The sequence below is a fragment of the Iodobacter sp. CM08 genome (assembly GCF_033446605.1).
In the GTDB taxonomy this organism is placed as follows: Bacteria; Pseudomonadota; Gammaproteobacteria; order Burkholderiales; family Chitinibacteraceae; genus Iodobacter.
Genome location: NZ_JAWQUO010000026.1, coordinates 1 through 26517 on the forward strand (window position 1 = coordinate 1; position 26517 = coordinate 26517).

Annotated in this window: 23 protein-coding genes; 19 read left to right on the forward strand and 4 right to left on the reverse strand. The window is 48.0% G+C overall.

Going from position 1 to position 26517, the window contains the following annotated elements; genetic code table 11:
- Positions 1-318 precede the first annotated feature (318 nt).
- The gene (locus R6242_RS15080; RefSeq protein WP_318428269.1) at positions 319-786 is read left to right on the forward strand and encodes a hypothetical protein; all 468 of its coding nucleotides are present in this window, start codon (positions 319-321) and stop codon (positions 784-786) included.
- A gap of 115 nt (positions 787-901) precedes the next feature.
- Here the strand turns inward: R6242_RS15080 and R6242_RS15085 are convergent, their stop codons facing one another.
- From R6242_RS15085 to R6242_RS15100, 4 genes are all read right to left on the reverse strand, one after another.
- Positions 902-1666, reverse strand: a complete 765-nt coding sequence (locus tag R6242_RS15085; protein WP_318428270.1) for a M15 family metallopeptidase — start codon at positions 1664-1666, stop codon at positions 902-904.
- A 106-nt stretch (positions 1667-1772) separates the two neighbouring features.
- Complete coding sequence (locus R6242_RS15090) at positions 1773-2975, reverse strand: hypothetical protein (protein ID WP_318428272.1); 1203 nt, start codon at positions 2973-2975, stop codon at positions 1773-1775.
- Positions 2935-3789, reverse strand: a complete 855-nt coding sequence (locus tag R6242_RS15095) for a P-loop NTPase fold protein (RefSeq protein ID WP_318428274.1) — start codon at positions 3787-3789, stop codon at positions 2935-2937. The genes R6242_RS15090 and R6242_RS15095 overlap by 41 nt, the downstream gene beginning before the upstream one ends.
- Before the next feature lie 8 nt (positions 3790-3797).
- On the reverse strand, positions 3798-4637 hold the full coding sequence (locus R6242_RS15100; RefSeq protein ID WP_318428276.1) for a P-loop NTPase fold protein: 840 nt from the start codon (positions 4635-4637) through the stop codon (positions 3798-3800).
- Between the two features lie 435 nt (positions 4638-5072).
- On the opposite strand from R6242_RS15100, the gene dusA reads away from it, so the two are divergent.
- From dusA to R6242_RS15190, 18 genes are all read left to right on the forward strand, one after another.
- Positions 5073-6077 (forward strand): tRNA dihydrouridine(20/20a) synthase DusA, encoded by a 1005-nt coding sequence (dusA, locus tag R6242_RS15105; protein WP_318428278.1) that lies wholly within the window; start codon positions 5073-5075, stop codon positions 6075-6077.
- A 1-nt stretch (position 6078) separates the two neighbouring features.
- Positions 6079-6714 (forward strand): TIGR02281 family clan AA aspartic protease, encoded by a 636-nt coding sequence (locus tag R6242_RS15110; protein ID WP_318428280.1) that lies wholly within the window; start codon positions 6079-6081, stop codon positions 6712-6714.
- Positions 6711-7328 (forward strand): RdgB/HAM1 family non-canonical purine NTP pyrophosphatase, encoded by a 618-nt coding sequence (gene rdgB / locus R6242_RS15115; RefSeq protein WP_318428282.1) that lies wholly within the window; start codon positions 6711-6713, stop codon positions 7326-7328. Before R6242_RS15110 ends, rdgB begins: the two co-directional genes overlap by 4 nt.
- Positions 7325-7558 carry a hypothetical protein gene (locus tag R6242_RS15120; protein WP_318428284.1) on the forward strand — a complete coding sequence of 78 codons (234 nt, stop codon included), beginning with the start codon at positions 7325-7327 and terminating at the stop codon, positions 7556-7558. Before rdgB ends, R6242_RS15120 begins: the two co-directional genes overlap by 4 nt.
- Positions 7559-7955: 397 nt before the next feature.
- Positions 7956-9137: a radical SAM family heme chaperone HemW gene (gene hemW, locus R6242_RS15125; protein ID WP_412100281.1), complete on the forward strand. Its 1182-nt coding sequence runs from the start codon at positions 7956-7958 to the stop codon at positions 9135-9137.
- 449 nt (positions 9138-9586) lie between these two features.
- A complete protein-coding gene (locus R6242_RS15130; protein WP_318428286.1) occupies positions 9587-10033 on the forward strand; it encodes a type IV pilin protein in 447 nt (148 codons plus the stop codon).
- A gap of 10 nt (positions 10034-10043) precedes the next feature.
- Entirely contained in the window at positions 10044-10688 is a 645-nt protein-coding gene (locus R6242_RS15135; protein ID WP_318428288.1) for a GspH/FimT family pseudopilin, read from the forward strand.
- A gap of 5 nt (positions 10689-10693) precedes the next feature.
- Entirely contained in the window at positions 10694-11242 is a 549-nt protein-coding gene (locus R6242_RS15140) for a hypothetical protein (protein WP_318428291.1), read from the forward strand.
- A 46-nt stretch (positions 11243-11288) separates the two neighbouring features.
- Entirely contained in the window at positions 11289-12491 is a 1203-nt protein-coding gene (locus R6242_RS15145) for a PilW family protein (protein ID WP_318428293.1), read from the forward strand.
- Between the two features lie 13 nt (positions 12492-12504).
- On the forward strand, positions 12505-13164 hold the full coding sequence (locus tag R6242_RS15150) for a hypothetical protein (RefSeq protein WP_318428294.1): 660 nt from the start codon (positions 12505-12507) through the stop codon (positions 13162-13164).
- Positions 13165-13191: 27 nt separating this feature from the next.
- The gene (locus R6242_RS15155; RefSeq protein ID WP_318428296.1) at positions 13192-16692 is read left to right on the forward strand and encodes a pilus assembly protein; all 3501 of its coding nucleotides are present in this window, start codon (positions 13192-13194) and stop codon (positions 16690-16692) included.
- Positions 16693-17082: 390 nt separating this feature from the next.
- Positions 17083-17493 carry a type IV pilin protein gene (locus R6242_RS15160; RefSeq protein ID WP_318428298.1) on the forward strand — a complete coding sequence of 137 codons (411 nt, stop codon included), beginning with the start codon at positions 17083-17085 and terminating at the stop codon, positions 17491-17493.
- Positions 17494-17495: 2 nt separating this feature from the next.
- Entirely contained in the window at positions 17496-18146 is a 651-nt protein-coding gene (locus R6242_RS15165) for a GspH/FimT family pseudopilin (RefSeq protein ID WP_318428300.1), read from the forward strand.
- Between the two features lie 4 nt (positions 18147-18150).
- Entirely contained in the window at positions 18151-18675 is a 525-nt protein-coding gene (locus R6242_RS15170; protein WP_318428302.1) for a hypothetical protein, read from the forward strand.
- A 1-nt stretch (position 18676) separates the two neighbouring features.
- Entirely contained in the window at positions 18677-19891 is a 1215-nt protein-coding gene (locus tag R6242_RS15175) for a PilW family protein (protein ID WP_318428305.1), read from the forward strand.
- 43 nt (positions 19892-19934) lie between these two features.
- The gene (locus tag R6242_RS15180) at positions 19935-20564 is read left to right on the forward strand and encodes a hypothetical protein (RefSeq protein WP_318428308.1); all 630 of its coding nucleotides are present in this window, start codon (positions 19935-19937) and stop codon (positions 20562-20564) included.
- 17 nt (positions 20565-20581) lie between these two features.
- On the forward strand, positions 20582-23923 hold the full coding sequence (locus tag R6242_RS15185; protein ID WP_318428310.1) for a pilus assembly protein: 3342 nt from the start codon (positions 20582-20584) through the stop codon (positions 23921-23923).
- Positions 23924-24327: 404 nt separating this feature from the next.
- A complete protein-coding gene (locus tag R6242_RS15190) occupies positions 24328-26496 on the forward strand; it encodes an Ig-like domain-containing protein (RefSeq protein WP_318428312.1) in 2169 nt (722 codons plus the stop codon).
- Positions 26497-26517: the final 21 nt, after the last annotated feature.

Genomic DNA, 26517 nt, shown 5'->3' on the forward strand with positions numbered 1-26517 from the left:
AAGCACTTGTTTCGCTTCCGAACCAAGCACTCACACTCATCGACTGTATTTTGTTAAAGATCGTCTCGCTGTGACATCACTGTGTGGCTGTGTGTGCTGCAGCGAGAGGCCGAAATATACGGACTGGGGCCGCTTAGGTCAACACCTTGCTTGCAATAAATTAATGAGAATGCGGTAAGTATATGATTTTTAATAGTAATAAAATGCCCCAGCTAGCGCCGGTAAGCTTCATGGCCAAATAATTGTTAAAGCAGGCTTTAGAAACACCGTGTAGATTGCGTACCGATTTGTATATTTCCCCCTAAACCAGAGCACGCTATGCCTACTGATAAGCAGAGTATTAATATAAGCAACGAAATCCGTGTGACTATTTTAAGACTCCACCAGCTGGATGAAGCCGAATGCACCGAGCTGCTGGCTAGCCTGCAAGACATGAGCCTGAGTGATGATAGCTCTATCTGGAAAATCATCGGCCTAGCCCCCGCCACTGGCTCGGCCTGGCAAACGCTTCAAATGGGTGAATTAAAAACACTGCTTGCCTTAGCCATTGGCGACAAACACGCCACGCGGGCAGGCTGTGATTGGGTGCATCACTTCAGCCAAATGGAAGAATCCCGCCGCCGTGTGTATGGCTGTGTGGATGGCCTAATTAACATGCACAAAACAGAGATGTACCATCATTCATTAGAGCTGATGTACGGCACGGAAACGCTGTACCTAGCGATGGACTTATTAAAGCGCAAGCAGCGCTTCTTTGGCTTGGACGAGCTAGGCTTAGATATGTAGCCCGATTCATGCATGTTTACTTGAGAGTTACTACAGGCTGGAATTAAACGTAGCGACTTAATAAGTTGTAGGCGCGCCGGCCTTTTCTCTTTTAGACGTTATGCAGTACCACGCCCTACTGCCGCACTTTTGCCACGCAACGAGCGCGTACCTCTCCCAAACTTCCCTGCTCATTGCCACTGCATGCACGATAGCGCTTGGCATATTGATTGAAATTAGCCCGGGCCTGCTCCAGCGGCAGCTGGATTAGTTCATTGATATAACGGCGGCTGCCAATTTCGAAATGCTGGTAATCAATCGGCGCATCCCAATCGCCGCCCCAAGTCATAAAACCATGCTGAGCAAATAAGCTGACCACCGACTCGCTCACTAAACCGGCGCGGCGTGATTTTTCTGGGCGCAGCTCATTGCGGTTCAGATAGCCCTTTGCACTTGCCGCAGGCAACACATTTAGCCCGCCATCATCTGCAAAGCTGATATATGGGTTTTGCAGCGGATTAATATCTATCGCCACGCCATAAGCATGCTTAGACCAGCTTTTAGCCCCAGTTATTGCCCTGCCATTAAATGCACTGCTGTTATTGGCATTCATAGACAACGCATCATCGCCAGCAAACTGCTCCAGCGGCAAAGCCGAATGAAGTGGAAACTTGGCCTGATATAAAGCCGCAAGCAAAGCCTCTACCTGCGGCGCCAACACATCCAGCACCAACATCTGCCCCTCCGCCTTTTGCCCCTTCATATCCCAATGCAAAAAACGCACTCTTTGCAGGCGCTCGCAAGCTAACGGATTAGCCGCCGTAATCACCCCGCGCTCTTGCAGCAAAGCGCAATCTGCGGGGGTTAAGGGTGCAGAGGCTGCGTATGATGCGATTGGCAAATAAAGAAGGCACAAGAATCGTAGCACTGCCCCTCTCGCACAGATTCTATTTTTGCCAACACTACCCTGCAGCAGATGCATTGCCGCCCCCAACAACGATTTCATCCTAGTTTTTTCCATCATGCAATTCAGTTAAGACCTCGTGCAATACTTCAGCCTTGCTCCGCTCAACTCCAGCGATCCGATAATTAACTCCAGATTGTTGCTGCCGTTTTTGCTCAATTTCAGCTTTATGTTTTAGGGAGAATTTTTTCATTCGCTCACGTAGGGTAGGATCTTCCCCCATTGAAAGCCCCCCTCTTATGCGATCATGATCCCAGTGAAACAATAAGAAATCGAGCCACCATTCCACTTGTTCGTGATTAGGGGATGCTTCTCCCCAGCACACTTCGAATAGCCAATCTTCTATTTTCTGGCTTAAGGTTGTATCTGTTTGTTTGGTACTTAGTGAACGTAGTCTCATCCAAGTTTCTAACAAAAAATCTCGAAGATTGATTGGAGTAACTTCAGTCAAGCGTGTGGCAGCCATAGCTGTGGGTAGATCATTTTGCAAAGGGCGAGGCGTGGGAGACGAGTCCAAATATCGCTTCTGAAATTTCCCCCACAGCACTTCATGTGCCCAGCTAGCCAGCTCAGTGTTCTGACGCGAAATTTTGAAGCACACCAGCATGGCGTCTTGATAGCCTATTAAGACGTCAGTGCTACGATCATCACGCAACATTGCATTTGGCAGATCAAACCAAATTTTAGTTAAGATCTCTTGGCCTTGAACATGGTCATTAGCAATGACACACCCAAGCAAGTTGGCCATATCTACACGTCCTCGTGTGAATGTCTCTATGGCATGAAAACGCGGTAGTGCTTGCAGGTATTCAGTCAGTAACTCATTCTGTTGCTCAGGTGTGTACTGCTTGAACTGGGTCAGCAATACGTCCCACAGTTTGAACTCCTGCTCATCTTGCCAGTCCTCAGCTACGTCAGGGTGTGCCACTAATAGATCTTGATTCAGCAAGTCTTTTAATAGCTCACCTGTCTCAAACCATTGTCGTCGAAGCCAGATACGGTAGGCTTGGGATGAATGCAGAGCAGGGATCTGCTCCTGCAATAGCAGATAGAAATATTCGGGTAAGCGATAGCCCCGTGCAGCCCTCACTATTTTTTTTTGTTCGTCATCCTTGGAATGCACCTTTGGATCAAACAGACCGCGTAATAAGGCTTCCAATGTATCTTGTTGCCATATAGTTAGCGGGTAATGTGCTTTTTCCTTATTAATAAATTTTTCTAAATCTTGATCCAGCCTTTTCTTCACTAGCTGATACGTCCAATACCAGAGTCAAATACTCGCCGGAATGTGCTTGCGCTCGTAGAGTGCGAAAAGTCTCGGGATATCCATGTTGTAGCAGGAGTAGATACACCAAGTCACGGGGATTGAAATCGTGCTTGGCCAAATCCAGCCCGTCTTGCCAGCACAAACATATCTGGTTGTAGAGCCATTTTAATTTGCGCACATCACCTAAAAGACGCCAGTAGACATGGTTTTGCTCAACATGTAGTGGCAGACTCGCATTAATTTTATTCTGCGCAACAAATAGATCGCTGTAGTCCATCTGGCGGAGTAATGGCAGAGCACCGTCTTGCAGTATTGCACTAATAAATCCATGCCATTTCTTTAGTTCAGGGCGGGATTCCAAGAGAGGCAAGAGTGTTTTTTCCACATAGCTCTGCAAGCCTTGATACGTCGCATGCAAATAGACCCGTGCTCCAACAAACTTATCAAGAAACTCATACAACGTCTGACTAGACAGATCACCACCGTGTTGGCGGTGCTGCTCGGCTTTGTGCGCTAATTGCTGCTGGTCGTAGCACAGCACATAGCGCAGCCGAGGCAGGGCAAAGCATTTGTGCAGTGCAAACAGCAGGTCGCATACGCTGCTTGGCTCTGCACGATCAAGATCATCAATCACCACAACCAATCGGAAATTTTGTGGCAGACGGCGATCAAGCTGAGCCTCGATTTGAGTAAGAGCTTCCTCGATAGAGTTGGGCTGGTTATTCAGAGTCAGCTTCAATGGCCCGCCACTTAGCTCCAACGCACCCTGCAAACTACCTAAATAACCTTGCACAGCGCCGCTCAGCTCAGCTCAGGCAAATAATAGTGCTGCTGAAGTTCTTCGAGTAAGCCGAGCACAAATTGCTGGATTAGATCAGTATTACCTGCGTATTTGAGCAGCTCGAAACGGTATACCGCTACCGTGAAATCACTTTGCTTCTCATGCCCGTGCTTATGCCAGTACTTCTCACACAAGTTAATAAAGGAAGTTTTTCCAGTTCCCCACGGCGCTTCCACACCAAACGCAGTGCCATCAGATGCGTGCAGCACTTCATAGCCGAATGCTGTGGCTTTGCCTTTCCAAGCAAACAGATCCTGATCGGCGGAATCAATTGGGGCATCGTGCTGAATGCGGCCAAGGTTGCTGGCAGTTGGTTTGTGCTTGGCGAGCAAACTATCAAATTTGCGCAAGATACAAAAAAACGGGAGGAGCAACAGCCCATAAAGAAGTAACCAAAGAACTGAACTAGGATTAAGAAGCCAATCTGGATACCTAGAGGAAAAAAGCGGAGCGAGTAGCAAGCCTGCAAAAATGCCAGCAGAGGCACACAGCCACAAATCAATCCGTCTTTTACGAAAACACACCCAGCGGTACGTGCCCAACAATAACTGAGTCAGCGACAGCAATATGAACAAGCATGCGACCGGAGCAAGAACTGTCGATAAATTCCAATCCCAATTCCAGTAATTGTTTCGAACGTAATTAAGTAAACCGCTCCAGTCCGTTAAACCCGTGCGTTTCAGCACAACCCACAACACAACACTCCCAAGCAAAATCATTAGCAAGGGCAGGCAGAAATAACTTAACCAGAGGCGGTAATCTGGCTTGGCTAGCGGAGAATCGGTGTTGCGTTCGGCCATTTTTTGCAATCAAATAGTCAGTTTGGCGATAGCTTATACTATAAGTATGCAAGTATCAGGCTTGCTGTTACCACTTCCTGTGCAAGCACACAAAAAAACTCAGACTTCAGACGAAGCTAAGACCAAATCTGGCAAGGCCGGCAAAGACTTACTGCATAACAAGCTGATCGTTAATGCTGACCATCGCCCATATCGTTTTTCACCTTGCACTAAAGCCCCTCAACCTGATTTATCTGACCACCGAGTTTGACCCCACCCCTCCCCCAATAGGACAATGCGGCCAACAGCCTTTCTTTAAATTGTGGTTTTCATTTTTTCCTGGCGCTAAACCAGCACCACAGTGCTGCGCTTTACCGCTCTTGTGTAGCAACAGCAGCTGCATGCTAAGAGAAAAAGGCTCCATGATTAATCAGTACATAAAAGTAGAAGTAAACTATGCAAGAACATCAAGAAGTTACAGGCATCAAACCCAGCCGCCGCTATTCCATTGCACCCATGCTCGATTGGACCGATCGCCACTATAGATACTTCTCCAGACTGCTAACCAAGCACACTTGGCTGTACACCGAGATGGTGACAACCGGGGCGATTATTCATGGGGATAAGCAGCGGCATCTTAATTTTGATGAGATTGAAAACCCGATTGCTTTGCAGCTGGGGGGATCTGATCCGCTGGCTTTGGCGACTTGCGCCAAGCTGGGCGAGAGTTGGGGCTATAACGAGATCAATCTGAATGTAGGCTGCCCTTCCGAGCGGGTGCAAAACGGGGCGTTTGGTGCTTGCCTGATGGCGGAGCCGCGTTTGGTGGCGGATTGTGTAAAGGCCATGAAAGATGTGGTGGATATTGATGTCACCATTAAGCATCGCATCGGCATTGATAATGAAGAAAGCTACGACTTTGTGCGCGATTTTGTAGGTACGGTAGCTAATGAAGGTTGTAATACTTTTATTGTGCATGCACGGAATGCAATTTTAAAAGGCTTATCACCTAAAGAAAACCGCGAGATTCCGCCGCTTAAATATCATTATGCTTATCAGCTAAAACAAGATTTCCCGCACTTAGAGATCATTGTAAATGGCGGCATTACCACGCATGAGCAGTCGGCTGAACACTTAAAACATGTGGATGGCGTGATGATAGGGCGCGAGGCTTATCATAATCCGTGGATTCTAACCGAGGTAGATGCGCTATTTTACGGTGGCGAGGTGCACACGGCATCGCGTGTACAAGTAATGCATGCGATGCGGCGCTTTATTGAGGCAGAAATGGCGCAGGGCTTGCCGATTCGCTTAATGACCCGACATATTCTGGGCTTATTCCAGCATCAGCCAGGCGCCCGCACTTGGCGTCGGATGCTATCTGATTCCAAGCTGCTTAAAGACGCTGACTTCCAGCTGATTGAAAATGCTTTGCGTGAAGTAACTAAAGGCCATTCTTAACATGAAACAAGCTGCCTTGATCCTTGCATTGCTTGCCTCACCCGTATTTGCCACCGAGGTTACACTGCTTGCAGCGATGGGCAGTAAGGCCATTTTGCTGATCGATGGGCAAAAAAAGACCTTAACTGTTGGTCAGCAAGTTGGCGAAGTAAAGTTAGTGGCGCTTAGCAACGAGCAAGCCATGGTCAGCATCGCGGGCCGCCAACGTCAGCTACTGCTTGGGCAAGGCTATATCGCCAGCAGTAAAAGCGAGGCCGATACCGCTGGAGGCCTCACGCTGAGCCCTGATGCTCAAGGCCATTATTACGCCGATATTGCCATTCGCGGCATTAGCCAGCGCGGCGTTATTGATACGGGGGCCAGCTTTCTTTCTATGCCTAAGAATGTGTCGCAAAGTATGGGCATAGAATTTAGCCAGGGCCAAGAAAGCCGCACTCAAACGGCCAATGGCGTGATTAAATCTTGGCAAGTCACCATCCCCCAACTGCGTATCGGCCCCTTACTGCTTTATAACGTGCCCGCCAGTGTGCGCGATCAAGATAATGGCCCGCTTTTGATTGGTAATAGCGTATTGAACCGCTTTCAAATCAAGCGCGAGCAAGAGCTGCTGATCTTACAAAAGAAGAACTACCAATGACAACTTTGATAAACTCCAAGCAAAAGATTATCGTTTTAGCCAGTAATAACGCCGGTAAGGTCAAAGAATTTAACCGCCTGTTTGCCAAGCTAGATATCCAGATTGTCCCGCAGGGTGAGCTAGGCGTAACAGAGTGTGATGAGCCGCACCATACCTTTATTGAAAATGCCTTAGAAAAAGCCCGCCACGCCAGCCGCATTACCGGCCTGCCCGCGCTGGCCGATGATTCTGGCCTCTGTGTAAAAGCCTTGGGTGGCGCGCCGGGTGTTTACTCGGCCCGCTTTGCGGGTGAGCCAAAATCGGATGCCCGCAACAACCAAAAACTCATTGAAAGCATGGCCAAGCAGAGTGATCGCAGCGCTTATTACTACGCCGCCTTGGTCTTGGTGCGCCATGCTGATGACCCACAGCCCTTAATCGCTGATGGCATTTGCCGAGGGGAAATCCTTGAAACCAGCCGAGGTGAGGGAGGTTTTGGCTATGATCCGCTGTTTTTGCTGCCGCAGTTTGCAAAAACCGCCGCCGAAATCAGCGCAGACGAAAAAAGCCAGATCTCGCATCGCGGCAAAGCTTTGCGAGAATTAATCGCTAAGCTACAGGAAACAGGTTTATGAGCGCGGCGATCAATCAAGGGGAAACCCGCTGGGCCACATGGCTAAGAGACGATGCATCAGTGGTGTCTTGTACCGAAAAAGTAAAAGTCATGAATGAGAATTTAGACGAGCTAAAACAAATGGCTCAGGATTTACTGGAAGACGGCCTGCTGATGGAAGTATCGGAAGATCAGATTAAAGCCGTGCTACATAGGCTGGTGGATGAGCTGCATAACCCTTATCAGAAATAAGGCAATCGCATCGATTAAAATCAAAAAGGTCTGTAGCCATAGGGAACGGGAAGAACACAGAGCGCACTAAGAAAAACTGCCTTGCCTATTCACGTAGGGCGGGTGAAACCCGCGTATTTTTCAGTATTGCTCGCGGGTTGCACCCGCCCTACGAATAACGCTTTGCTTAAGTTGATAGGATTGGGGTGCAACCCTCCGTTTACGTAGCTTTTGAGACCTAAATCTGGCGGGATTCACCCGCACTACGAATGATGCAATGTTTACAACGGCGACAGAATGACTAATACCTAACGCTTATCTCTGTGTGCTCTGTGTTCTCATTTATCTCTGTGCCTACAGACCTTTTGCCCGACCTTTTGCTTTATAAAGCCCGCAATACCCATAAGAAGTGAACACCATGCAATCGATCTCCATGCCCATCGGCAAAGCTAACTGGGCGCTTTCTGCCTTACCGCCTTTGGCGCTGTACATTCACTTTCCTTGGTGCATTAAAAAATGCCCCTACTGTGATTTCAACTCGCACGCGCAAAAAGGGGCGCTGCCGGAGCAGCAGTATATTGCCGCCCTACTAGCCGATTTAGAATCCTGTTTGCCGCTAATGTGGGGCAGACCGATCACTAGTATTTTTATGGGCGGCGGCACGCCTAGCTTGTTTTCTGCCGAGGCCATTAATCAACTACTGGAAGGGATACGCGCCAGAGTGCGTTTACACCCCGATGCCGAAATCACGCTAGAAGCCAACCCTGGCACCTTTGAGAGCGAGAAATTTGCTGGCTACCGCGCCGCAGGGATTACGCGCTTATCGATTGGTATTCAAAGCTTTAATGCTGAGCATCTTAAAGCGCTAGGCCGTGTACACGATGATAAAGAAGCGCATCGCGCCATCGAAATTGCCCATCAGCATTTTGATAATTTCAATCTCGATATTATGTATGCCCTGCCTAAGCAAACACTGGCCGAGGCGCTGCTCGATATCCGCACCGCCATTGCCTGTAAATCCACGCATCTTTCGGCCTATCACCTAACCTTAGAGCCCAATACCCTCTTCCACCGCTACCCGCCTGCCCTGCCGGATGAAGATTGCAGCGCAGATATGTCAGATGCGATTGAGGCGGAGCTAGCCGCCGCGGGCTTTGAGCATTACGAAACCAGCGCCTTTGCCCAGCCTAAGCGTCAGGCTAAGCACAATTTAAATTACTGGCAGTTTGGCGATTACCTAGGGATTGGCGCGGGTGCGCACGCCAAGATCAGCTTCCCGGATAAAATTATCCGGCAGATGCGCTATAAGCAGCCGACTGAATACTTACAAAAAATGGCTTCTGGCTCTGCGGTACAAACGGAAGAGCAAATCACGCTAGATCAGCTGCCGTTTGAATTTATGCTCAACGCCCTGCGCCTAACAGGTGGCTTTGATTTAAGCCTATTTGAAGAGCGCACCGGCTTGCCGCTGACTAAAGCGATTCACCAGATAGAGAAAGCCGTTGCGGATGGATTATTAGAGCGCCAGCTCAATCATATCCAGCCTACCTTACGCGGGCAGCGCTTTTTAAATACGCTGTTGGAGCGGTTTTTGCCTTAATACGTACAAACGCAACTCCTCAGGTGAGTACGAAAACCCAAATCTTGAACCACAGAGGACACAGAGAAAATCAACAATTAACGGGGGTTCTCTGTGTACTTTGTGTTTCAAGGTTTAGTTTTATAGGGTGTGCACGTCGTTTTTCTTGCGCACCGGCTTGTTGCGGTGCGTAACGCCTACGGCGTTTTGCACCCTATGTAAGTACACCCTATAAAAACCGAATTGCCTTATTCAATTTGCCATCACCAGCCCCCTGCCTTTATCTGCAGGGGGCTTTTTTATGGGCCATTCATTACAGATAAACGGTGGAGCCAACCATTCAACCTCAAAAATCCCCCGCTACTCGCATGCTTTAGCTAAATCATTAAATGCTGATTAATATCCCATATGAATGAGCACCAGCACAGCGCTATTCAAGCCCGCTAACAGGGACCGCCATCGAGGATGATATGAACAATCAGCAGGGATTTACATTAATCGAAGTCATGATCACGGTGGCGATTATTGGGATTTTGGCCTCAATCGCCGTGCCTCAATATTCAGACTATGTAACCCGCAGCCGCTTAGTTGAATCGCAGAGCAAGCTCAGCGATACCCGTGTGCGCTTAGAGCAATTCTTTGTAAACAACCGCACTTATATGGGATTTGCCTGTGATCAAGCGGCGGCAGGGAGTGATAACTTTACCATCAGCTGCCCCACACTGACTGCGACCACTTTTACAATTAGCGCAACGGGCGCAAGCCTAACTGGTGCAAAAAAAATGATTGGGTTTGGCTTTACTTTGGATGATCTTAATCAAAAAACGTCAGCAATTACCGGCGCCAATGCCTCATCAGGTTGGTCTAACCCAACAACAAATAATTGCTGGGTCAGCAAAAAACCGAATATTTGTTAGGCCACAGAAAATGAGCTCATCCCAAGAAATACACAGGGGTTTTAGCCTTGTTGAAATCATGATTGTACTGGTGATCTTTGGCGTGCTAGTTGCCATCGCCATGCCGGGATTTCAAGGCTGGGTGCGCAGCGCTAAATTACGCAGCTTTGCCGAGTCTTTTCAAACAGCGATTCAAACCGCCAGAGCTGAGGCAATTAATCGTAATGCTTATGTGGAGCTAATTTTAACGGATAGCACAGTTGTGGCGGCCGATCCAACCACCCGCAATGCGCTTACCGTCAATGCCTCATCAACCGCCTCAGCATGGCTAATTCGTGAATGTCCAGACTGCGCCAACATCAGTAGCGCAGGAGTAGGCCCTTATCCCTTTATCCAAGGCAAAGTCTTAGCCGAGGGCGGCAGCAACAATCCGCCTCAGCTCAATGCCAGCGCGACTTTAATTCGATTTGATGGCTTGGGCAGAGCCAATGCTGCTTTTAATTTAATTGTCGCCGATACCTCGGCTGCGGCAACCCCTGCCAGCTGCAGCTTGGCAGGCGCAGGACCAATTACGGACCCAGCCAGAGTATGTGTGGTGCTAGATCGAGGAGGTGGCGCAAGAATGTGTTTGCCCGATGCCCCAGCCACCAACCCCAGTTCTTGCGCAAGGAGCTAAAGAGCATGCGATTTTTGATAAAAGAGTGTTTTAACCCCACAACACGCAAGCCTTTTGTTCCTTATAAACAACGCGGCTCAATGCTGCTTGAGGCCATGGTCGGTATCACCATTTTTTCATTTGGTGTCTTGTCCGTTTTAGCCTTGCAAGGCAACGCCATGCGCCATGTTTCCAGCACCTCCGCGCGTACTTCGGCCATGCAACTAATTCAGCGTGTGGATGGATTAATGCGCGTCAATCCACGCACCGCCAATCTTGATAGCTTTCAGATGACGACTTGCACCTCGGCGTCCGCCAGTTCCGACGCGGGAAAATGGTCCAGAGCCGTGGCAGCTCATCTGCCTGGTGCAACATGCAGTGTAGTCATTGATGCCGATACGCCCGCTGGCCGCAGCATCCGCTGTTTTCGGCGCGCCACCGTCACTATTACTTGGCCAGTTCGGCATGGCGAAGTGACCGGTGTTACCGGCACCTCAGTGAATACGGCAATCAATGTAGCGGATATCCAAACGGTGTGGAGCAACACCCCTAACGGCACGCTGTGCAATAGCTAAGATCACGCCCGAAGAACAAACATCGATTAATCAAAGGTACGAGGCTATGCGCCACTCTAGCGGCTTTGGAATTGTAGAACTCATGGTTTCCGTGGTGCTTGCCTTGGTTTCGATGATTTCTATTTATCAAATTTTTGGGGTGAATGAAGCCTACCGGCGCAGCAGTATGGGCGGCTCAGGCGCGCAAATTAATGGCGGTATTGCCGTAATGCAAATGCAAAAAGATGCAGAACGCTCAGGTATGGGAATTGGAGATGTGGGTGCGCTCAATTGCAATGTGGTTTCTAGAGTTGCTAACCTGACTAACTTCCCCTTAATTCCAGTGCTTATCCAAAGCGCAGGCAACTCGGACAGCCTGACCTTTCTCTACGGCAGCAGCATTCTTGGGGGAGGGCAAGTCGCCCAACTTGCCGATATTGAGCACCTGAATGCTGATGCTCAATTTGCCAATGTTATGGGAGGGCAGAGTATTTCCACGGGTGACCTAGTGATTGCTTGGCAACCGCCCACCCCCACTACTCCGCAAATCTCCTGCCCTCTGTTTCAAGTAAGCTGCACCAATGCCACTCCCTGTGCAGGCGCACCGGCAACAACCGATGGTTTTTCCTTAGGTAATGCAACCAATACATGGAACTCCACCACCATTGGCGCGCCCTTTCCTGCCGAGCTAAGTAAAATGACCCGCCTCTATAATTTTGGCCGACTCACACGGCGCACTTACTGCGTGTATCTCTCCGGCAACAGCAATACTTGCACCGGCTCCGGCACACAAATCCACGGCTCACTGCTTAGCCAAGACGCACTAGATACCACCGCGACTGCCGATGGAACTTGGCAAGTGGCAACAGAAAATGTCATTCAAATGAAAGCCGAATACGGTCTAGATACCAATGCGGATGGTGATGGCATCGCTAATAACGTAAACACATGGCAAAAAGCCGCTCCAGCGCAATGGTCACAGGTCATAGCCGTTCGCTTTGCCGTCTTGGTACGCGCCAGCAACCCTCAAAAACTCAACCGTGCAGGCACTTGTGAGGATGAAAGCAGTAGTAACTATACCGCTGCCACCCCTGCAGATGCATTTACCAATGCCACGGCAAGCTACTACCTTGGTTGGGGCGATACTACTTCTGATCCACTCACCAAGCCCACCAATACCGACTGGCAGTGCTATCGCTACAGCGTGCACGAAACAGTCGTGCCACTACGCAATCAAATTTTATTAAATCAACCCACCACTAGCTTTTGAGGAGGACGATCGCATGAACACGCCACGTACTTCTACCCCCCGCCGCCAACAAGGTCTGGTGCTATTTATTGCGCTGATTGTATTGGTGATCATGACTTTGGCAGGGATTGCCATGGTGCGATCCATCACCACCAGCACCCAAGTTGCCAATAATTTGTCTCTACGCCAAGGCACGACCGCAGCGGCCGATGTGGCACTTGAAACTGCCCGCCAATGGCTCATTAATATCTCCGGAGCAACCCCCGCCACGCTAGATGCAAATTCTCCCACCAATGGCTATAGCGCAAGCAATACCACCAGCCCCATTAGCGCAACGGATAGAACGCAATGGAGTACGGGCAGCGTGTGGGTATGGGTAGCGAATAGCTGCACGCCTAAGCCCTGCACGCCTGCTGCGCTGGCACAAACTGTAGCCAACGCACCTCCTCCAGCCAATAGCATCAATGCCAACGGCTTTAGCGCCGCTTATTTAATACAACGTAGCTGCAACAATAATGCAGCCCCCTCCATGGTGATTGATATTGCAGCGGGCACAAGTAACCCCTGCAATCTGATTAACACCACTAACCTCTCAAAAGAAAAATCCACTGATTTTCGTGTAAGTTATTTAATAACAGTACGAATTCAAGGCCCCAAGAACACCGTCAGTTTTTACCAAGCTTCTTTGTATTAAAGACGCTTTTATTAAGGACCAAGCATCATGAAGCTCAATCTTATTGCCCTGGGATGTCTTGGCCTTAGTGTCAGCACCTTCGCCGTACAAACCGCCGATAAACCCTTATCCACACTGACTTCTGGCGATGTAAAACCCAACATCATGTTTACGATTGATGATTCTGGGTCTATGGCTTGGACGCATATGCCAGATAGCGTCGGTGGCTATGGAACACTCACCACAGCCTATCCTGATTTACTATCTAAAGTGGGCTACCGTGCGTCCTTATGTAATGGCGTGTATTACAACCCAGCCATCACCTATCAAGCCCCCAAAAATGCCAATGGCACTAGCATGCCCGATGCCACGTTTACTGCCGCTTGGTATAACGGCTTTAGCTCTGGCTCTACCACGACACACAACCTTTCTAATGCCTTTTTTGCCTACGACAACACCACTAGTTATGGCCGTGGCACATCAACATCGGTGCAGGCTTTTTATTGGGCTTTAAAATCAGGAGTCACCTTTAATAGTGGCAACCCCGGCCCCCAATGCGCTGAAGTCCCCAGTGGCAGTATCGACACTAACTCGGCCGCCACCACCACCAGCTGGACTAAAGTACGCATCCCCGACACCAGCCTAACTGCTGCCGAGCAAACCGCGCAAAAAACCAATTTTGCCAATTGGTTTAGCTATTACCGCACTCGTTTACTGATGATGAAGTCTAGTGCAGGCTTGGCCTTTTCTAATATAGACACCCGCTACCGAGTCGGCTTTTCTAGAATTGGCCGACTTAAAGTGGGCGACTATAGCAGTGGTATTTTTTTAAATATTAATGACTACGATGGCACGCAAAAAAGTGCTTGGTATTCCAGATTATATGGCACGACGACAGGGCCAGATGGAACGCCGCTCAAACTAGCATTGCAAGCGATAGGCGAGATTTATGCAGGGTCTCTCCCATCCGGTGTAACCGACCCTATTCAATACACCTGCCAGCAAAATTTTGAAATTCTCACTACAGATGGCTACTGGAATGCCACTGGCGATTCAGTTTCTGTTGGCAATACCGACAGCAGCAGCGGCATCCCTAGGCCGATGCTAGATGGTGCAAATCAATCTAATAATTTGGCCGATGTGGCCATGAAGTACTTCAAAACCGATTTACGTACCAATATGGCCAATAATGTGCCAGGTGTACTCGCCTTTGATACCGGCCCAGAAGGCCGCCAAATGATGCGGACCTATACCTTGGGTATGGGCATGAATGGCACGCTTAAATATGTTTCTGATTACGAAACCAATGGCGACGCAAGCGTTAATGATTATGTGGGACTAAAGAGTGGCACAAAAAATTGGCCTACCGTGACCGGTGAAACCTTAACCACGATCGATGATCTATGGCACGCAGGGGTAAATGGTGGCGGGAAATTTTTCAGTGCAAGAGACCCCAATGCGGTATCAAGCAGCTTACAAAGCGCGCTCAACGATATTAGCGCTAGATTAGGTTCGGTTGGTGCTCCCGATGTATCCAATGCCTTTATGACAGCAGCAGATAATAAGGTTTATAACAGCAGCTATAAAACTCGTGACTGGACAGGAGATGTATTGGCCAGAAGTGTAGACGTAACTAGCAGCACCTTCACCACCACAGCACTTTGGTCTGCTCAAGATTTGCTCGCTACCCGCAATTTAAGCAGCAACCCTCGAGCGATTTACTCCTGCACTGGCAGTTGCACCAGCTTTACGACGTTCAATGCTACAACATACGCCAGCAATACAGACATTACCGCAGGTGTGAATAGCTTAAAAACTGCGAACTCCTTAAATGCTGCGCAAATAGCCGCCATTGATGGCACTAAACTGGTCAATTATCTACGTGGCGATCAAAGTAATGAGCCTACAACGGCAGCGCCTGATTTAGCACTCACCACGGCACTATTTCGCCAACGCACCAAGACCCTTGGCTCGATTATTCATGGTGGCGTTTCTTATGTTAAAAAATCTGAAAAAGCCTATGCAGATGCTGGCTATGGCGCTTTTTCTAGAACTAATCTAAGCCGCCGCGCCATGCTTTATTCCCCCGCCAACGATGGCATGCTGCATGCCTTTGATGCCACCACAGGACAAGAAATCTGGGCATTTATCCCCCCCAGCCTACTACCCAGTATGTGGAAACAAGCCGATAGAAATTACGATAGCAATTTCCAGTACTTTGTAGATGGCTCCCCGACCATTGCCGATATCTATGCAGGAGGCTGGAAGACTATTCTTATAGGTGGCTTACGCGGTGGTGGCGGTGAGTATTACGCCATCGATATTACCAACCCATCTGCCACAGTCCCCGCCGCACCTCTATGGAGCTTTAAAGACAGTAAACTAGGCAAAACCTATGGCTTTCCGGTGGTGGGAAAAATCGCAGGGCAGTGGAAAGTATTGCTCAGCTCTGGCTACGACAATAGCGATAATAAAGGCTATGTATTTGTGCTAGATGCCAATACTGGTGCACTAGAAAAAACCTTTACCACCAGCTGCACCGCCACCGATGGCACATGTGGTATTTCCAAAATTGGTGCACTGTTTACCGAGTCTGATGTAGACGACACCATCAAAATGGCCTACGCAGGTGATTTGGCAGGTAATTTATGGCGCTTTGATGTCAATGGTGCCGGAGGCGCTGCCGTTTTAGTCGCCACCACAGGCACCAGCACTTTACGCCAGCCCATCAGCTCAGCACCCTTAATCAAAGAAGTGCCAGCGTATAAGAATGTGGGGGGGATTGCGGCCCATTATGTGAACTTTGGGACGGGCCGTTTTTTAAATCAAAATGATATGAGCACGATCGATACCCAGACCATTTATGGCCTGATTGTTGATCCTAGCCTTGGCTCAATCGACTCCAGCTTTAGCAACTTACGCTCCTCTGGCTCTTTAATTGAGCTCGTTATTGATAAAACCTGCGATAAAACGATTAAAGACAATTTAAATGGATTGGTTACCAGCCTAGATGGTATTGATGGCAACAGCTTATCGAATGTGTGCCCTAACTCTGTAGCTGGGGACTTTAGTAATGGAGATGGCAACTTTGATACCATTACTTTAAAAAGAACCGCTAATACCGCTTTAGGAACAGATTTAACCAGCTGCAAAAATAACACTAAGGGCTGGCGGGCTAATCTGCCAATCAGTAAGGAGCGAATTCCTAATGACCCGTTTCCATTTGATACCTTCGGTGTATTTACCTCCATTGTACCCGGAGCCGATTCTTGCACCCCAGGTGGGATTAGCCGTGAATACAAAATGCCGCTTAGCCTCAGTAAAGACTGGTTATGCGCCAATCCATCCAGCAATGCCTATATCAGTATCGGCAAGAATGTTGACGGCACGCTATCTGACGACCTATCGCGCCGTGTAACCATCACCACCAATAAACTAGACAGTATTTTAGTCAATCCCGACCCAACTAAGCCTTCCACTAACATCGACGCAAAACTCAAGAGACAAGTCCAAGGCAAACGCTCATCTTGGAGTGAAATTCTGCGCTAAACAATCGAGCGCAAAGAAACGTGGGCATTCTGATGAGTGCTCACGCTTTTTTTTTGCCTAAATAAAGCAAACAAGCAAGGCATAAATTAGGTAAAAGCAGCGTAGCATTTTAGCAACATGCATTAGCATTTTATTATATGTGGAATATTCACACAGCAAGCCCTCTGCTTCATATCAATATTTACCCTGGCTTTTCCATTTAAAAACAGTCATTTGAAATCACCGATTATATAAGCAACCGCTTATCCCCAAGAATAGACCGCCAATCAAAAGCTATAAGTACTTCAACCAACTGGCGATTACATCTGCATATCAGCACTATCCCTAACCTTACGACTACCCCCTGAGCTCTTGCTTACTTATCAAGAAGGCTCCAATCAAGGATAGGTTATGCGCTCTACATCTGGTTTTACCTTAATCGAAGTCATGATCACCGTTGCCATCATCGGAATTTTGGCCTCAATTGCCGTGCCTAGTTATCAAGACTATGTCACCCGCAGCCGCTTAGTCGAGCCACAAAGTAAGCTCAGCGATACCCGCGTGCAGCTTGAACAGTTTTTTATGAATAACCGCACTTACGCAGGCTTTCCCTGTGCAAGAACAGCCACTGGATCAGATAAATTCAATCTTACTTGCCCCACCCTCGATGCAAATCAGTACCTGATTACAGCAACGGGTACCGATAAAATGGCAGGCTTTACCTTTACCCTTGATGACCAAGGCATAAAACAAACAACCGCCGCCCCAACAGGCTGGACCAAAGGTGTTGGCTGCTGGACTAATAAGAAATCAGGCTGTTAAGAATGAATCGAAAGCTCCACCCCAAACCCCAGGCTGGTTTTACCCTTATTGAGCTGATGATCACTCTGCTGATTTTTGGCATTTTGCTAGCTCTTGCAGGACCACCATTTCAAAGCTGGGTAAAAAACACCCAGCTGCGCAGCTACGCCGAATCATTTCAAAGTGCTGTTCAGCAGGCACGCTCCGAAGCCATTAAGCGCAATGGCTATGTTGAGCTGCTACTTACAAACAGCGCTATCAGCGCCGTAGGCCGCAATGCCGCAGCAGTTACAGAAAGCACTGAGGGCACAGCATGGTTAATTCGCGGCTGCCCAGATTGCATCAACCTCAACACAGCGCCATTGATTGATGAGCCCTCCTATCCCTATCTTGATGGCAAAACAGTGAGTGAAGGCAATTCGGCCCAATTTAAGCTCAGCGCAAATCAATCTCTGATTCGTTTTGATGCTTTAGGCCGTGCCAATAGAGCACTCAGCCTGATCGTGGCGGATAAAGCAGATGGGGCAAAACTAGATGCCTGCATTACCAAGCCTGCAGATGGCAAAGTCATCACAGGCCCCGCCAGAATTTGCTTACTCGTTGATGAAGGCGGCAATGCACGGCTCTGCCTGCCCGATGCAGTAAGCACCAACCCTAGCAGTTGCGTAAGGTAAATTTATGCGTTCATTTTCAGCCCAACGTGGCTCGATGCTTTTGGAATGTTTGGTAGGTATTAGTATTTTTTCATTTGGTGTGTTAGCACTCAGCGCTTTACAAGCCAATGCCATGCGTCATTCTGTGAGCAGCAGTAGCCGAACCACGGCCACTCAGTTAATTCAGAGATTAGACGGTCAAATGCGCAGTCATGTGAGTACTTTAGACAGCTTTGCAATAGCCAGAACAGCATGTAACACCGCATCACCCCGCTCAAAGGATGCAAAAGAATGGGCAGCAGCCGTATATGACAATCTAAAAGAAGGCGCCATGTGCTCGGTGGTGATTCAAGCTAACAATGCTGACAGCACGCCTTGTTCGCGCCGAGCCACAGTATCCATCAGCTGGCCAGCCGCGCGTGGTGCAAAAACAGGTGTATCTGCAGGTAGTAATCAAGGCTTAAACGAATCAACCACCATTATTGATATCCCGACCATCTTAGAAACCAATGACCCCCTAGAAACAAGGCATTTACGCTGTGGACTATAGAATGCGCCCATCATCAGGCTTTGGCCTTGTCGAAATCATGGTAGCAATTGTGATTTCTCTACTGGCTTCGCTCGCGATTTACCACACCTTTAGCACCAGCGAAGGCTTTCGCCGATCGACCTTAGGCAATGGCAATGCACAAAGCAGTGGCGGGATTGCCATTATGCAAATCCAAAAAGATCTGGAGCGTTCTGGCTATGGCATAGGCTCAAGCCGCGCACTGAACTGCAATGTGGTTTCGCAAAATGCAAACTACACAAACTTCCCTCTTGTGCCTGTACGCATCACGACTGTGGCGGGTGGCTCTGATCAGATTTCACTGATGTACAGCACATCGCCAGCAGGTGGTATGCCAGCCCTGTTTGGCGAGGGGACTACACACACCAATAATGACAATCAATTCGTTAATATCCTATTGGCAAGTCAGTTCCAGACCGGCGATTTAGTCGTAGTTTGGCCAGACCCAGGTAAACAGGCACAAACGGCCTGCCCCTTGTTTCAAATTACCTGCACCAGTGCTGATTGTGTAGGCGCAGGTACACCCGCTGCAGGCAAAGACTTTTTGCTGCGCCATACCGCAAATGCGCTTTGGAATGACACTGCATTAAACAGGCCTTTCCCGGCAGCACTACCAATGAACACCACCCGCTTATTTAACTTTGGCACGATGATTCGCCGCACCTATTGCGTGTATTTAGCAGCCTCTCCCAAGCTAAAACGCAACCCCAATGAATGCAGCATGGCCGATAATAAAACGGATGGCAGCTTGATCAGCATGGATGTACCTAAAGATAAAGTCATCGATGCAAGTAGCTGGACCAGCACCACAGAAAATGTAGTCCAGCTAAAAGCAGAATATGGCTTTGATACCAATAAAGATGGCGACAACATCCCCAATAACGTCAGTGCTGATGGCTGGTCCAAAACGACCCCCAATACTCTTCTTGGATGGCAACAGTTGGTCGCTATTCGTTACGCAGTGCTGGTGCGAAGTAACTACCCAGAAAAACCTGATCGAGCAGGCAACTGCAATGCCACCACTAATACTGCAGAATTAAAATGGGCAGGTGGAGCTTTCAATCCCCCTCCGCTCACCGCCCAACCTAGCGGCACCAGTTGGCAGTGCTACCGCTATTCCGTGCATGAAACCGTGGTGCCGCTACGCAACCAGCGGCTCATCAATCAGCCCAATTTAATCAGCACAGCAGCGCCGTAAGCATATGCACAATATTGTGAAACCCATTTATAAACGAGCACAAATGCCACCTCTAGCTCTGAAAAACACGCAAAAAGGACTGGTACTGCTGATATCACTGATCGTGCTTGTGGTGATGACCCTAGCTGCCATTGCCCTAGTCAGATCAATGATTGCCAGTAACCAAATTGCCAATAATCTAGCATTACGCCAAGGCACTACCGCAGCGGCGGATGTTGCGCTTGAAAAAGCGCGATTTTGGCTGGTGGATAGATCCATACAAGCGCCTGCCGAACTCAATAATGCTTCAGATAAAAATGGCTATAGCCCAAAAAATACCATCACCGGTATCAATGGCAGTGAATTGCCAATGACCATCACCCCCATAGATGGCAATAAATGGCGTGCCAATGTTCCGTGGGTATATGCCAATCCCAACAAGGGTAATGCCCCGCTATCGGGGGCCGATGAAGACAAAGCGGTTAATTCTAGCGGATATAAAGCGGCATATTTTATTCAGCGTAGCTGTGCAAGCGCAGGGCAAAAAACCCCGAATCGTAGCGCTTGTGACATCCAAAAGATGTCGCCAAACGAACCAGAAGCTAACTCTGAATATCAAATGATTTACAAAGTCACCGTGCGAATTGAGGGCCCTAAAGACACAGTTAGTTTTTATCAGGCCACGCTGTTCTAAGCATTTAAGGTAAAACCATGAAAATTATTGCATTTAGTATTCTAAGCATCAGCCTTAATAGCTGGGCAGCCCAAACGGCAGATAAACCACTCTCTACACTGAGCGTCGGCGACATCAAACCCAACGTCATGTTTATTATTGATGACTCAGGCTCGATGGCTTGGAGCCATATGCCTGATGACGTTAAAGACTGGCGTACATCTGCTGGCTACCGTAATGCATTGTGTAATGGCGTTTATTACAACCCACAGACCACCTACCTCCCCCCAAAAAATGCTAACGGCAGCAGCATGCCCAATGCTAGCTTTACTGCGGCGTGGTACGACGGGTTTAGCTCTGGAAGCACCCCAACCTACGATCTTTCAAAATCATTTTTTGCGTATGACAGAATTACTGGGGCCCATGGCTATGCCCCCAATCAAACAGACTCGTTTACCCCCCAACAGGCTAGCCCAGTTAAAGCGTTTTATTGGGAGTTAAAATCAGGCGTCTCCTTTAATCCTTTGATGTGCAGTGAGAGCGTAAGCGACAATAACAATCCACTCCCCATCAACACTACCAATTGGGTAAAAAAATACATTCCAGACACAAGTCAATCAAGTGCCATTCAAGAAGCCCAAAAAACCAATTTTGCTAACTGGTTTAGCTATTACCGCACACGGATATTAATGATGAAATCCAGTGCTGGAGCGGCATTTTCTAGCATTGGCGACCGCTATCGCGTCGGGTTTTCTTCTATCAATAAGCTGACTACAAATAGCTACGACAGGCAAAGTTATCTAAACATTGATAACTACGCAACCACACAAAAAGCAGCTTGGTATGCCAGGCTTTATGGCACTTACCCAGGTGGCGGTACCCCGCTAAAAAGCGCACTGAGCGCAGTTGGGCAAATATACTCAGGCAAGCTCCCAACACGCGATGTAACAGACCCCATGCAATACACTTGCCAACAAAACTTTACCATTCTAACTACTGATGGCTATTGGAACGCGGGTAACAATGCAGGTATTGGCAAACAGGATAACACCGGTAATATCCCTTACCCGATGAGGGATGAGATCAAAAATCAAAGGAATGAAACACTGGCCGATGTGGCCATGTATTACTTTAAAAACGATATTCGCCCTTTAATGGATAATACCGTGCCTGGTATTGATGCCTTCGCTGGAGGTAAAGATGGCGGAGGTGGTGATAAAGGCCGCCAGTTGATGCGTACCTACACGCTTGGCTTAGGGATGGATGGAGAGCTGATAAGAAGTCAGCACGAGCCGCTTTCTGATAAGCGCGTACCTTGGCCAACCGTAGTCGGTGACACCAAAACCACCATTGATGACTTATGGCACGCTGCCGTTAATGGCGGCGGGGAGTATTTCAGTGCAAAAGACCCTAATGCGGTAGCGGCAGGGATCTCTAAAGCGCTCAGCGCTATTGAGGCAAAAACAGCCTCTGTAGGATCTGCCGATGTGTCTAGCTCTTTTATGAGCCAAGACAACCGCTCTATTTACTCCAGCTCGTTTAAAACCATTAGTTGGGCAGGCGAAGTACAGGCACGCACCCTCAACCTAGATACCAGTGCATTAGAAGCCGTTACTTGGTCGGCAAATAAAAAACTAGGCGATCTGGGCCACGCCAAACGTAAAATCTATACCTGCCCGCTCGAAGCCTGCACCAGTCTTACTGATTTCAAAGACAGTAACCCAGCCCTGATCAGTGCCATGACCGCAGGTGTTAACGCGCTAAAAACCAGCAACGGCACACTAAGCACTGAACAACTTGCCAAAAATACCGCTAGCGCACTGATTAATTACTTACGCGGCGATACGAGTAATGAAATACAAACAGACCAAAAAAAACCGAACTCCTTATACCGTGTGCGCTCAGGCAACTTAGGCGCGGTAATTCATGGCGGAGTAAGCTATGTACAAAAACCAAGCAAAGCCTACAGCGATGCGGGTTATGACATGTTTGCACTCAGCAACACTGATAGAAATGCCATGGTTTACGTCCCAGCTAATGACGGTATGCTCCATGCCTTTGATGCGAAGACTGGAGAAGAAAAATGGGCTTTTGTTCCCCCAACCGTCATCCCGAGGCTATGGCAGCAGGCAGAGCGAGCTTATGCCAATGATTTTAAATATTTTGTCGATGGCGCCCCCACCATTGCAGATATACAAGTAGGCAATATTTGGAAAACCATTCTGGTAGGGGGCTTACGTGGTGGTGGCGGTGAGTACTATGCGCTAGATATTACCGACCCAAACGCTGCCCCTAAGCCTTTATGGAGCTTTAATGACCCACGCCTAGGACAAACCTATGGCTTCCCAGTGGTAGGGAAGGTAAACAACACTTGGAAAGTATTACTTAGCAGCGGCTACGACAATGCAGATAATAAAGGCTATATTTTTGCCTTAAATGCTGCAACTGGGGTTCTTGACAACACATTCACCAGCAGCTGCAGCAACAATACCGGCCTGTGCGGTTTATCTAAAATTGGCGTCTTATTTGAAAATAAAAACGTAGATGACACCATCTTAATGGCTTATGCAGGTGATTTGGCGGGCAATTTATGGCGCTTTAATCCCAAAGATGGCAGCAGCGCCTTGGTCGCAAAAACGGGCCTAGAGCTGTCGCCGCAAGCAATCACCACGGCGCCAGTCATTAAAGCTACAGCAGACAAAAACACTTCTAACGAAGCCATGCACTATGTCACTTTTGGAACAGGGCGCTATTTAAACCAAGCCGACCTCGTCAGTAGTGATACCCATACTTTTTATGGCTTATTAGTTGACCCAAGCGCCAGCGTTATAGATTCTGCCTTTACAGCCTTACGCAGCTCAAATGGATTGACTCAGATGCAGTTCATAAAGAACAAGAATAACATCGAACTAACTCGCAACGGTGACATCAATGCGGTTGATACTCCCGAAGCACTTTTAGCGTGTAAACAAAAAATACGTGGCTGGCGTGCCGATATGTTCATCAACAAAGAACGCCTTGCGAACGACCCAATGCAGCGAGGGGAAAAGGCACGATTTTTCACCACGGTTCCAGATGGAGATATCTGCACACCAATCGGTAAAAGCAGAGAATATTTATTACCATTGGAAGTAAGTAGCAATTTGATGTGCTCTAACCCTAAAGATACTCAGTTCATTATCGTCGTGGGTGCGGATGCATTTGGCGATTCATATGAAGATCCAAAACAGATTCCATCAGTGACAACGCCTAGTGACGGCGGCAACAAGGATGGTGATAGCCTCGACATCAAACCAGATGGAACCACTGGCAAGGGAAGGGCCCTGCTCAACGCCGTATTAAAAGGCCGCCGCTCCGCTTGGACAGAGATTGTGAACTGATGATTTAAAACTTAAAGGGGTGCGCATCCCGCATGCACACCCCTTTTAAATTCAAAAACAAAAACATATTTTACAAACTATAATCAAGAAAATTTTGACCAAAGATAAGTTCAAATAAGCTTGAACCCTAATATCAGCAACGAGAAATGACTAAGCCTTAGACCTAATTGCTTATTTATTCTAGCCTTAAGCGACAACCACACCCACTAAAGCCTAAAAAACGACAAATCCTTTCAAAAACAAAAAAAATATACGATTAAGAAAAAACTAAATTGCAAACTATAAATAAAATTTGTGGCGAGGATTGCTATATTGCAATCAATGTCGTTTAATCTGCTTATATTGGTTTAAAAGCTTCAATCTATTGGGCAAAACAGCCCCTAAAAAAAGTAAAGGAGTATGCAGTGGAACGAATCAACTTCAACGGCAAAGCCGCGCGAAAAGTCGCCGGCGGGTTGCTGCTGCTGGCAACGATTATGTTGACAGCTTGTAATGGCGCATCTGGAGATGGAGCTGCATCCGCAGGCACGGGCACAGGGCAAGGCGGCACAAATGCCAGTGGACCGGTTTCTATCTCGGTTGGTCTTAACCCAAATTCTTCTGTCAGCTTAGGCGCACAAACAACGGCAACGGCCACCTTACTTGATTCTAAAAAACAGCCTATTGCAGACGCCTTAGTCACATTCTCTACCGATAGCAAGCAAGCCACCATGGCCCCCTCATCGGGGAAAGTGCTAACTAATGCCAATGGTCAGGCGGTTATTTCACTGACCGCAGCTTCTGTCGATGCCAATGGCGCAGGCAGCTTACAGGTTGATGCCGCTGGGGCATCAGGTGGTAGCTCCTTTACTGTAACTGGCATCGCCAACTACACCATTGGTAGCACCAGCATTTCACTAGAGCCAATTACTCTAGGACAAACAACCATTGATGCTTACGCGACGACAGCGGTTAAAGTGAAAGTACTTATTAATGGCGTGGCATCAACTACACCTCAAACAGTCACCTTTACTTCAGGTTGCGCCACATCAGGGAAAGCAAAACTGGATGCAACTGCTTTAACCATTGCAGGTGAAGCTTCTGCAACCTATACAGATAACGGTTGTACTGGGTCCGATACCATCACCGCGAGCTTAAACATTGGCAGTACTGTACCTCGCTCAGCAACGTTAAATATTAATCCACGCAAATCCAGCTCACTAAAATTTGTATCCACCACCCCCGCTGATGGTGTTATCACCTTAAAAGGTTTTGGCTCAGCAGCAAGACAAGAAACGGCTCAAGTTGTATTCCAGTTAGTCGATGCCAATAACAATGGCATTCAAGGTAAAGCCATTGATTTTTCTCTCGATGTAGGGGTAGGTGGGGTTAGTTTGCAAAGTGCTAGCAGCATTACCGATAGCACAGGTAAGGCAACGGCTATTGTTTTAGCGGGTACTCAACCGACACCAGTGCGGGTAACTGCGAAATCAGATGGATTAAGCTCGCAATCTAATGGCTTATCTATTTCTACCGGCTTTCCAGATATGGATAGCTTGTCACTCTCTGCCGATCGCCGCAATATCAATGGTTGGAAGTACGATGGCGCCACTGCAACACTGACAATGCGATTAGCCGATCACTTTAATAATCCAATTCCAGATGGCACAGTCATCAACTTCATTACCGATGGTGGGCGTATTGGTAGCAACAACACGGGCCAATGCCAAACTAAAGATAGCCAATGTAGTATTGTTCTAAACTCACAAAACCCGCGCCCTGTTAATGGCCGTGTGCATATTGTGGCTTATGCAATTGGCGAAGAAAGCTTCGTGGATAAAAACAATAATATTATTGCTGATCAAGACGCTGAGTTAGTTGATATAAATGGTGCACCCAGCGATATTGGTGAAGCCTTTATTGATGTTAATGAAAATGGGAAGTTTGACTTTGGGATTGACCAACTTGTCGATTTCAATAGCAATGGTAAATATGATGGGCTAGAAAGTAAATACATAGGACCAGCTGATAAATTTGTTAAATCAGACGGTAAATTCAATGGTTCATTATGTTTAAGCTCTTGGAGTAAATGCTCAAGCACCAAGACTTTGCATGTATTTGCTCAAGATATCTTTATTTTCTCTAGTGACACACCATTGATTAATACGGTGAATGACGCCTCCCCTTTTGATCTTGCCACAATGGGCCCCAAAGAAGGAATTCTGCATAATATTGTGATGAAATGTGGAACCGCAGTAGCGCAAACATTTTGGATTCGTGAAGATAATGCCCAAAATGCCATGCCGACAGGCACAGTAATTAGCTATTTTACCAAAGATGCAGGCAGCATTGGTGACCCAGAGCCTGCTCTCCCTAGCTCAACTCAATCACCGGGGCTTAAAACATCAGCTACTATATTTAGCACGGTAGTGAAAGCCCCTAAATGCTCAGACATCAAAGCCCCAGATACTTTTGTATCTGGAACATGGGGAATTAGTGTTGCCGTACCAGATCATGGCGGTGGCTCTACTAAAACCACTAAGGTAAGTGCGAATATTTGCGTTTACGCCTTAAACCCATCTGATTGCAATTAACGAATCAATTCCTAGCTTCAA

Excerpts from the sequence above, each read along its gene's own strand:
- R6242_RS15080 (WP_318428269.1), top strand. The coding sequence starts at position 319 with ATGCCTACTGATAAGCAGAGTATTAATATAAGCAACGAAATCCGTGTG.
- R6242_RS15100 (WP_318428276.1), bottom strand. The coding sequence starts at position 4,637 with ATGGCCGAACGCAACACCGATTCTCCGCTAGCCAAGCCAGATTACCGC.
- dusA (WP_318428278.1), top strand. The coding sequence starts at position 5,073 with ATGCAAGAACATCAAGAAGTTACAGGCATCAAACCCAGCCGCCGCTAT.
- R6242_RS15110 (WP_318428280.1), top strand. The coding sequence starts at position 6,079 with ATGAAACAAGCTGCCTTGATCCTTGCATTGCTTGCCTCACCCGTATTT.
- rdgB (WP_318428282.1), top strand. The coding sequence starts at position 6,711 with ATGACAACTTTGATAAACTCCAAGCAAAAGATTATCGTTTTAGCCAGT.
- R6242_RS15120 (WP_318428284.1), top strand. The coding sequence starts at position 7,325 with ATGAGCGCGGCGATCAATCAAGGGGAAACCCGCTGGGCCACATGGCTA.
- hemW (WP_412100281.1), top strand. The coding sequence starts at position 7,956 with ATGCAATCGATCTCCATGCCCATCGGCAAAGCTAACTGGGCGCTTTCT.
- R6242_RS15130 (WP_318428286.1), top strand. The coding sequence starts at position 9,587 with ATGAACAATCAGCAGGGATTTACATTAATCGAAGTCATGATCACGGTG.
- R6242_RS15135 (WP_318428288.1), top strand. The coding sequence starts at position 10,044 with ATGAGCTCATCCCAAGAAATACACAGGGGTTTTAGCCTTGTTGAAATC.
- R6242_RS15140 (WP_318428291.1), top strand. The coding sequence starts at position 10,694 with ATGCGATTTTTGATAAAAGAGTGTTTTAACCCCACAACACGCAAGCCT.
- R6242_RS15145 (WP_318428293.1), top strand. The coding sequence starts at position 11,289 with ATGCGCCACTCTAGCGGCTTTGGAATTGTAGAACTCATGGTTTCCGTG.
- R6242_RS15150 (WP_318428294.1), top strand. The coding sequence starts at position 12,505 with ATGAACACGCCACGTACTTCTACCCCCCGCCGCCAACAAGGTCTGGTG.
- R6242_RS15155 (WP_318428296.1), top strand. The coding sequence starts at position 13,192 with ATGAAGCTCAATCTTATTGCCCTGGGATGTCTTGGCCTTAGTGTCAGC.
- R6242_RS15160 (WP_318428298.1), top strand. The coding sequence starts at position 17,083 with ATGCGCTCTACATCTGGTTTTACCTTAATCGAAGTCATGATCACCGTT.
- R6242_RS15165 (WP_318428300.1), top strand. The coding sequence starts at position 17,496 with ATGAATCGAAAGCTCCACCCCAAACCCCAGGCTGGTTTTACCCTTATT.
- R6242_RS15170 (WP_318428302.1), top strand. The coding sequence starts at position 18,151 with ATGCGTTCATTTTCAGCCCAACGTGGCTCGATGCTTTTGGAATGTTTG.
- R6242_RS15175 (WP_318428305.1), top strand. The coding sequence starts at position 18,677 with ATGCGCCCATCATCAGGCTTTGGCCTTGTCGAAATCATGGTAGCAATT.
- R6242_RS15180 (WP_318428308.1), top strand. The coding sequence starts at position 19,935 with ATGCCACCTCTAGCTCTGAAAAACACGCAAAAAGGACTGGTACTGCTG.
- R6242_RS15185 (WP_318428310.1), top strand. The coding sequence starts at position 20,582 with ATGAAAATTATTGCATTTAGTATTCTAAGCATCAGCCTTAATAGCTGG.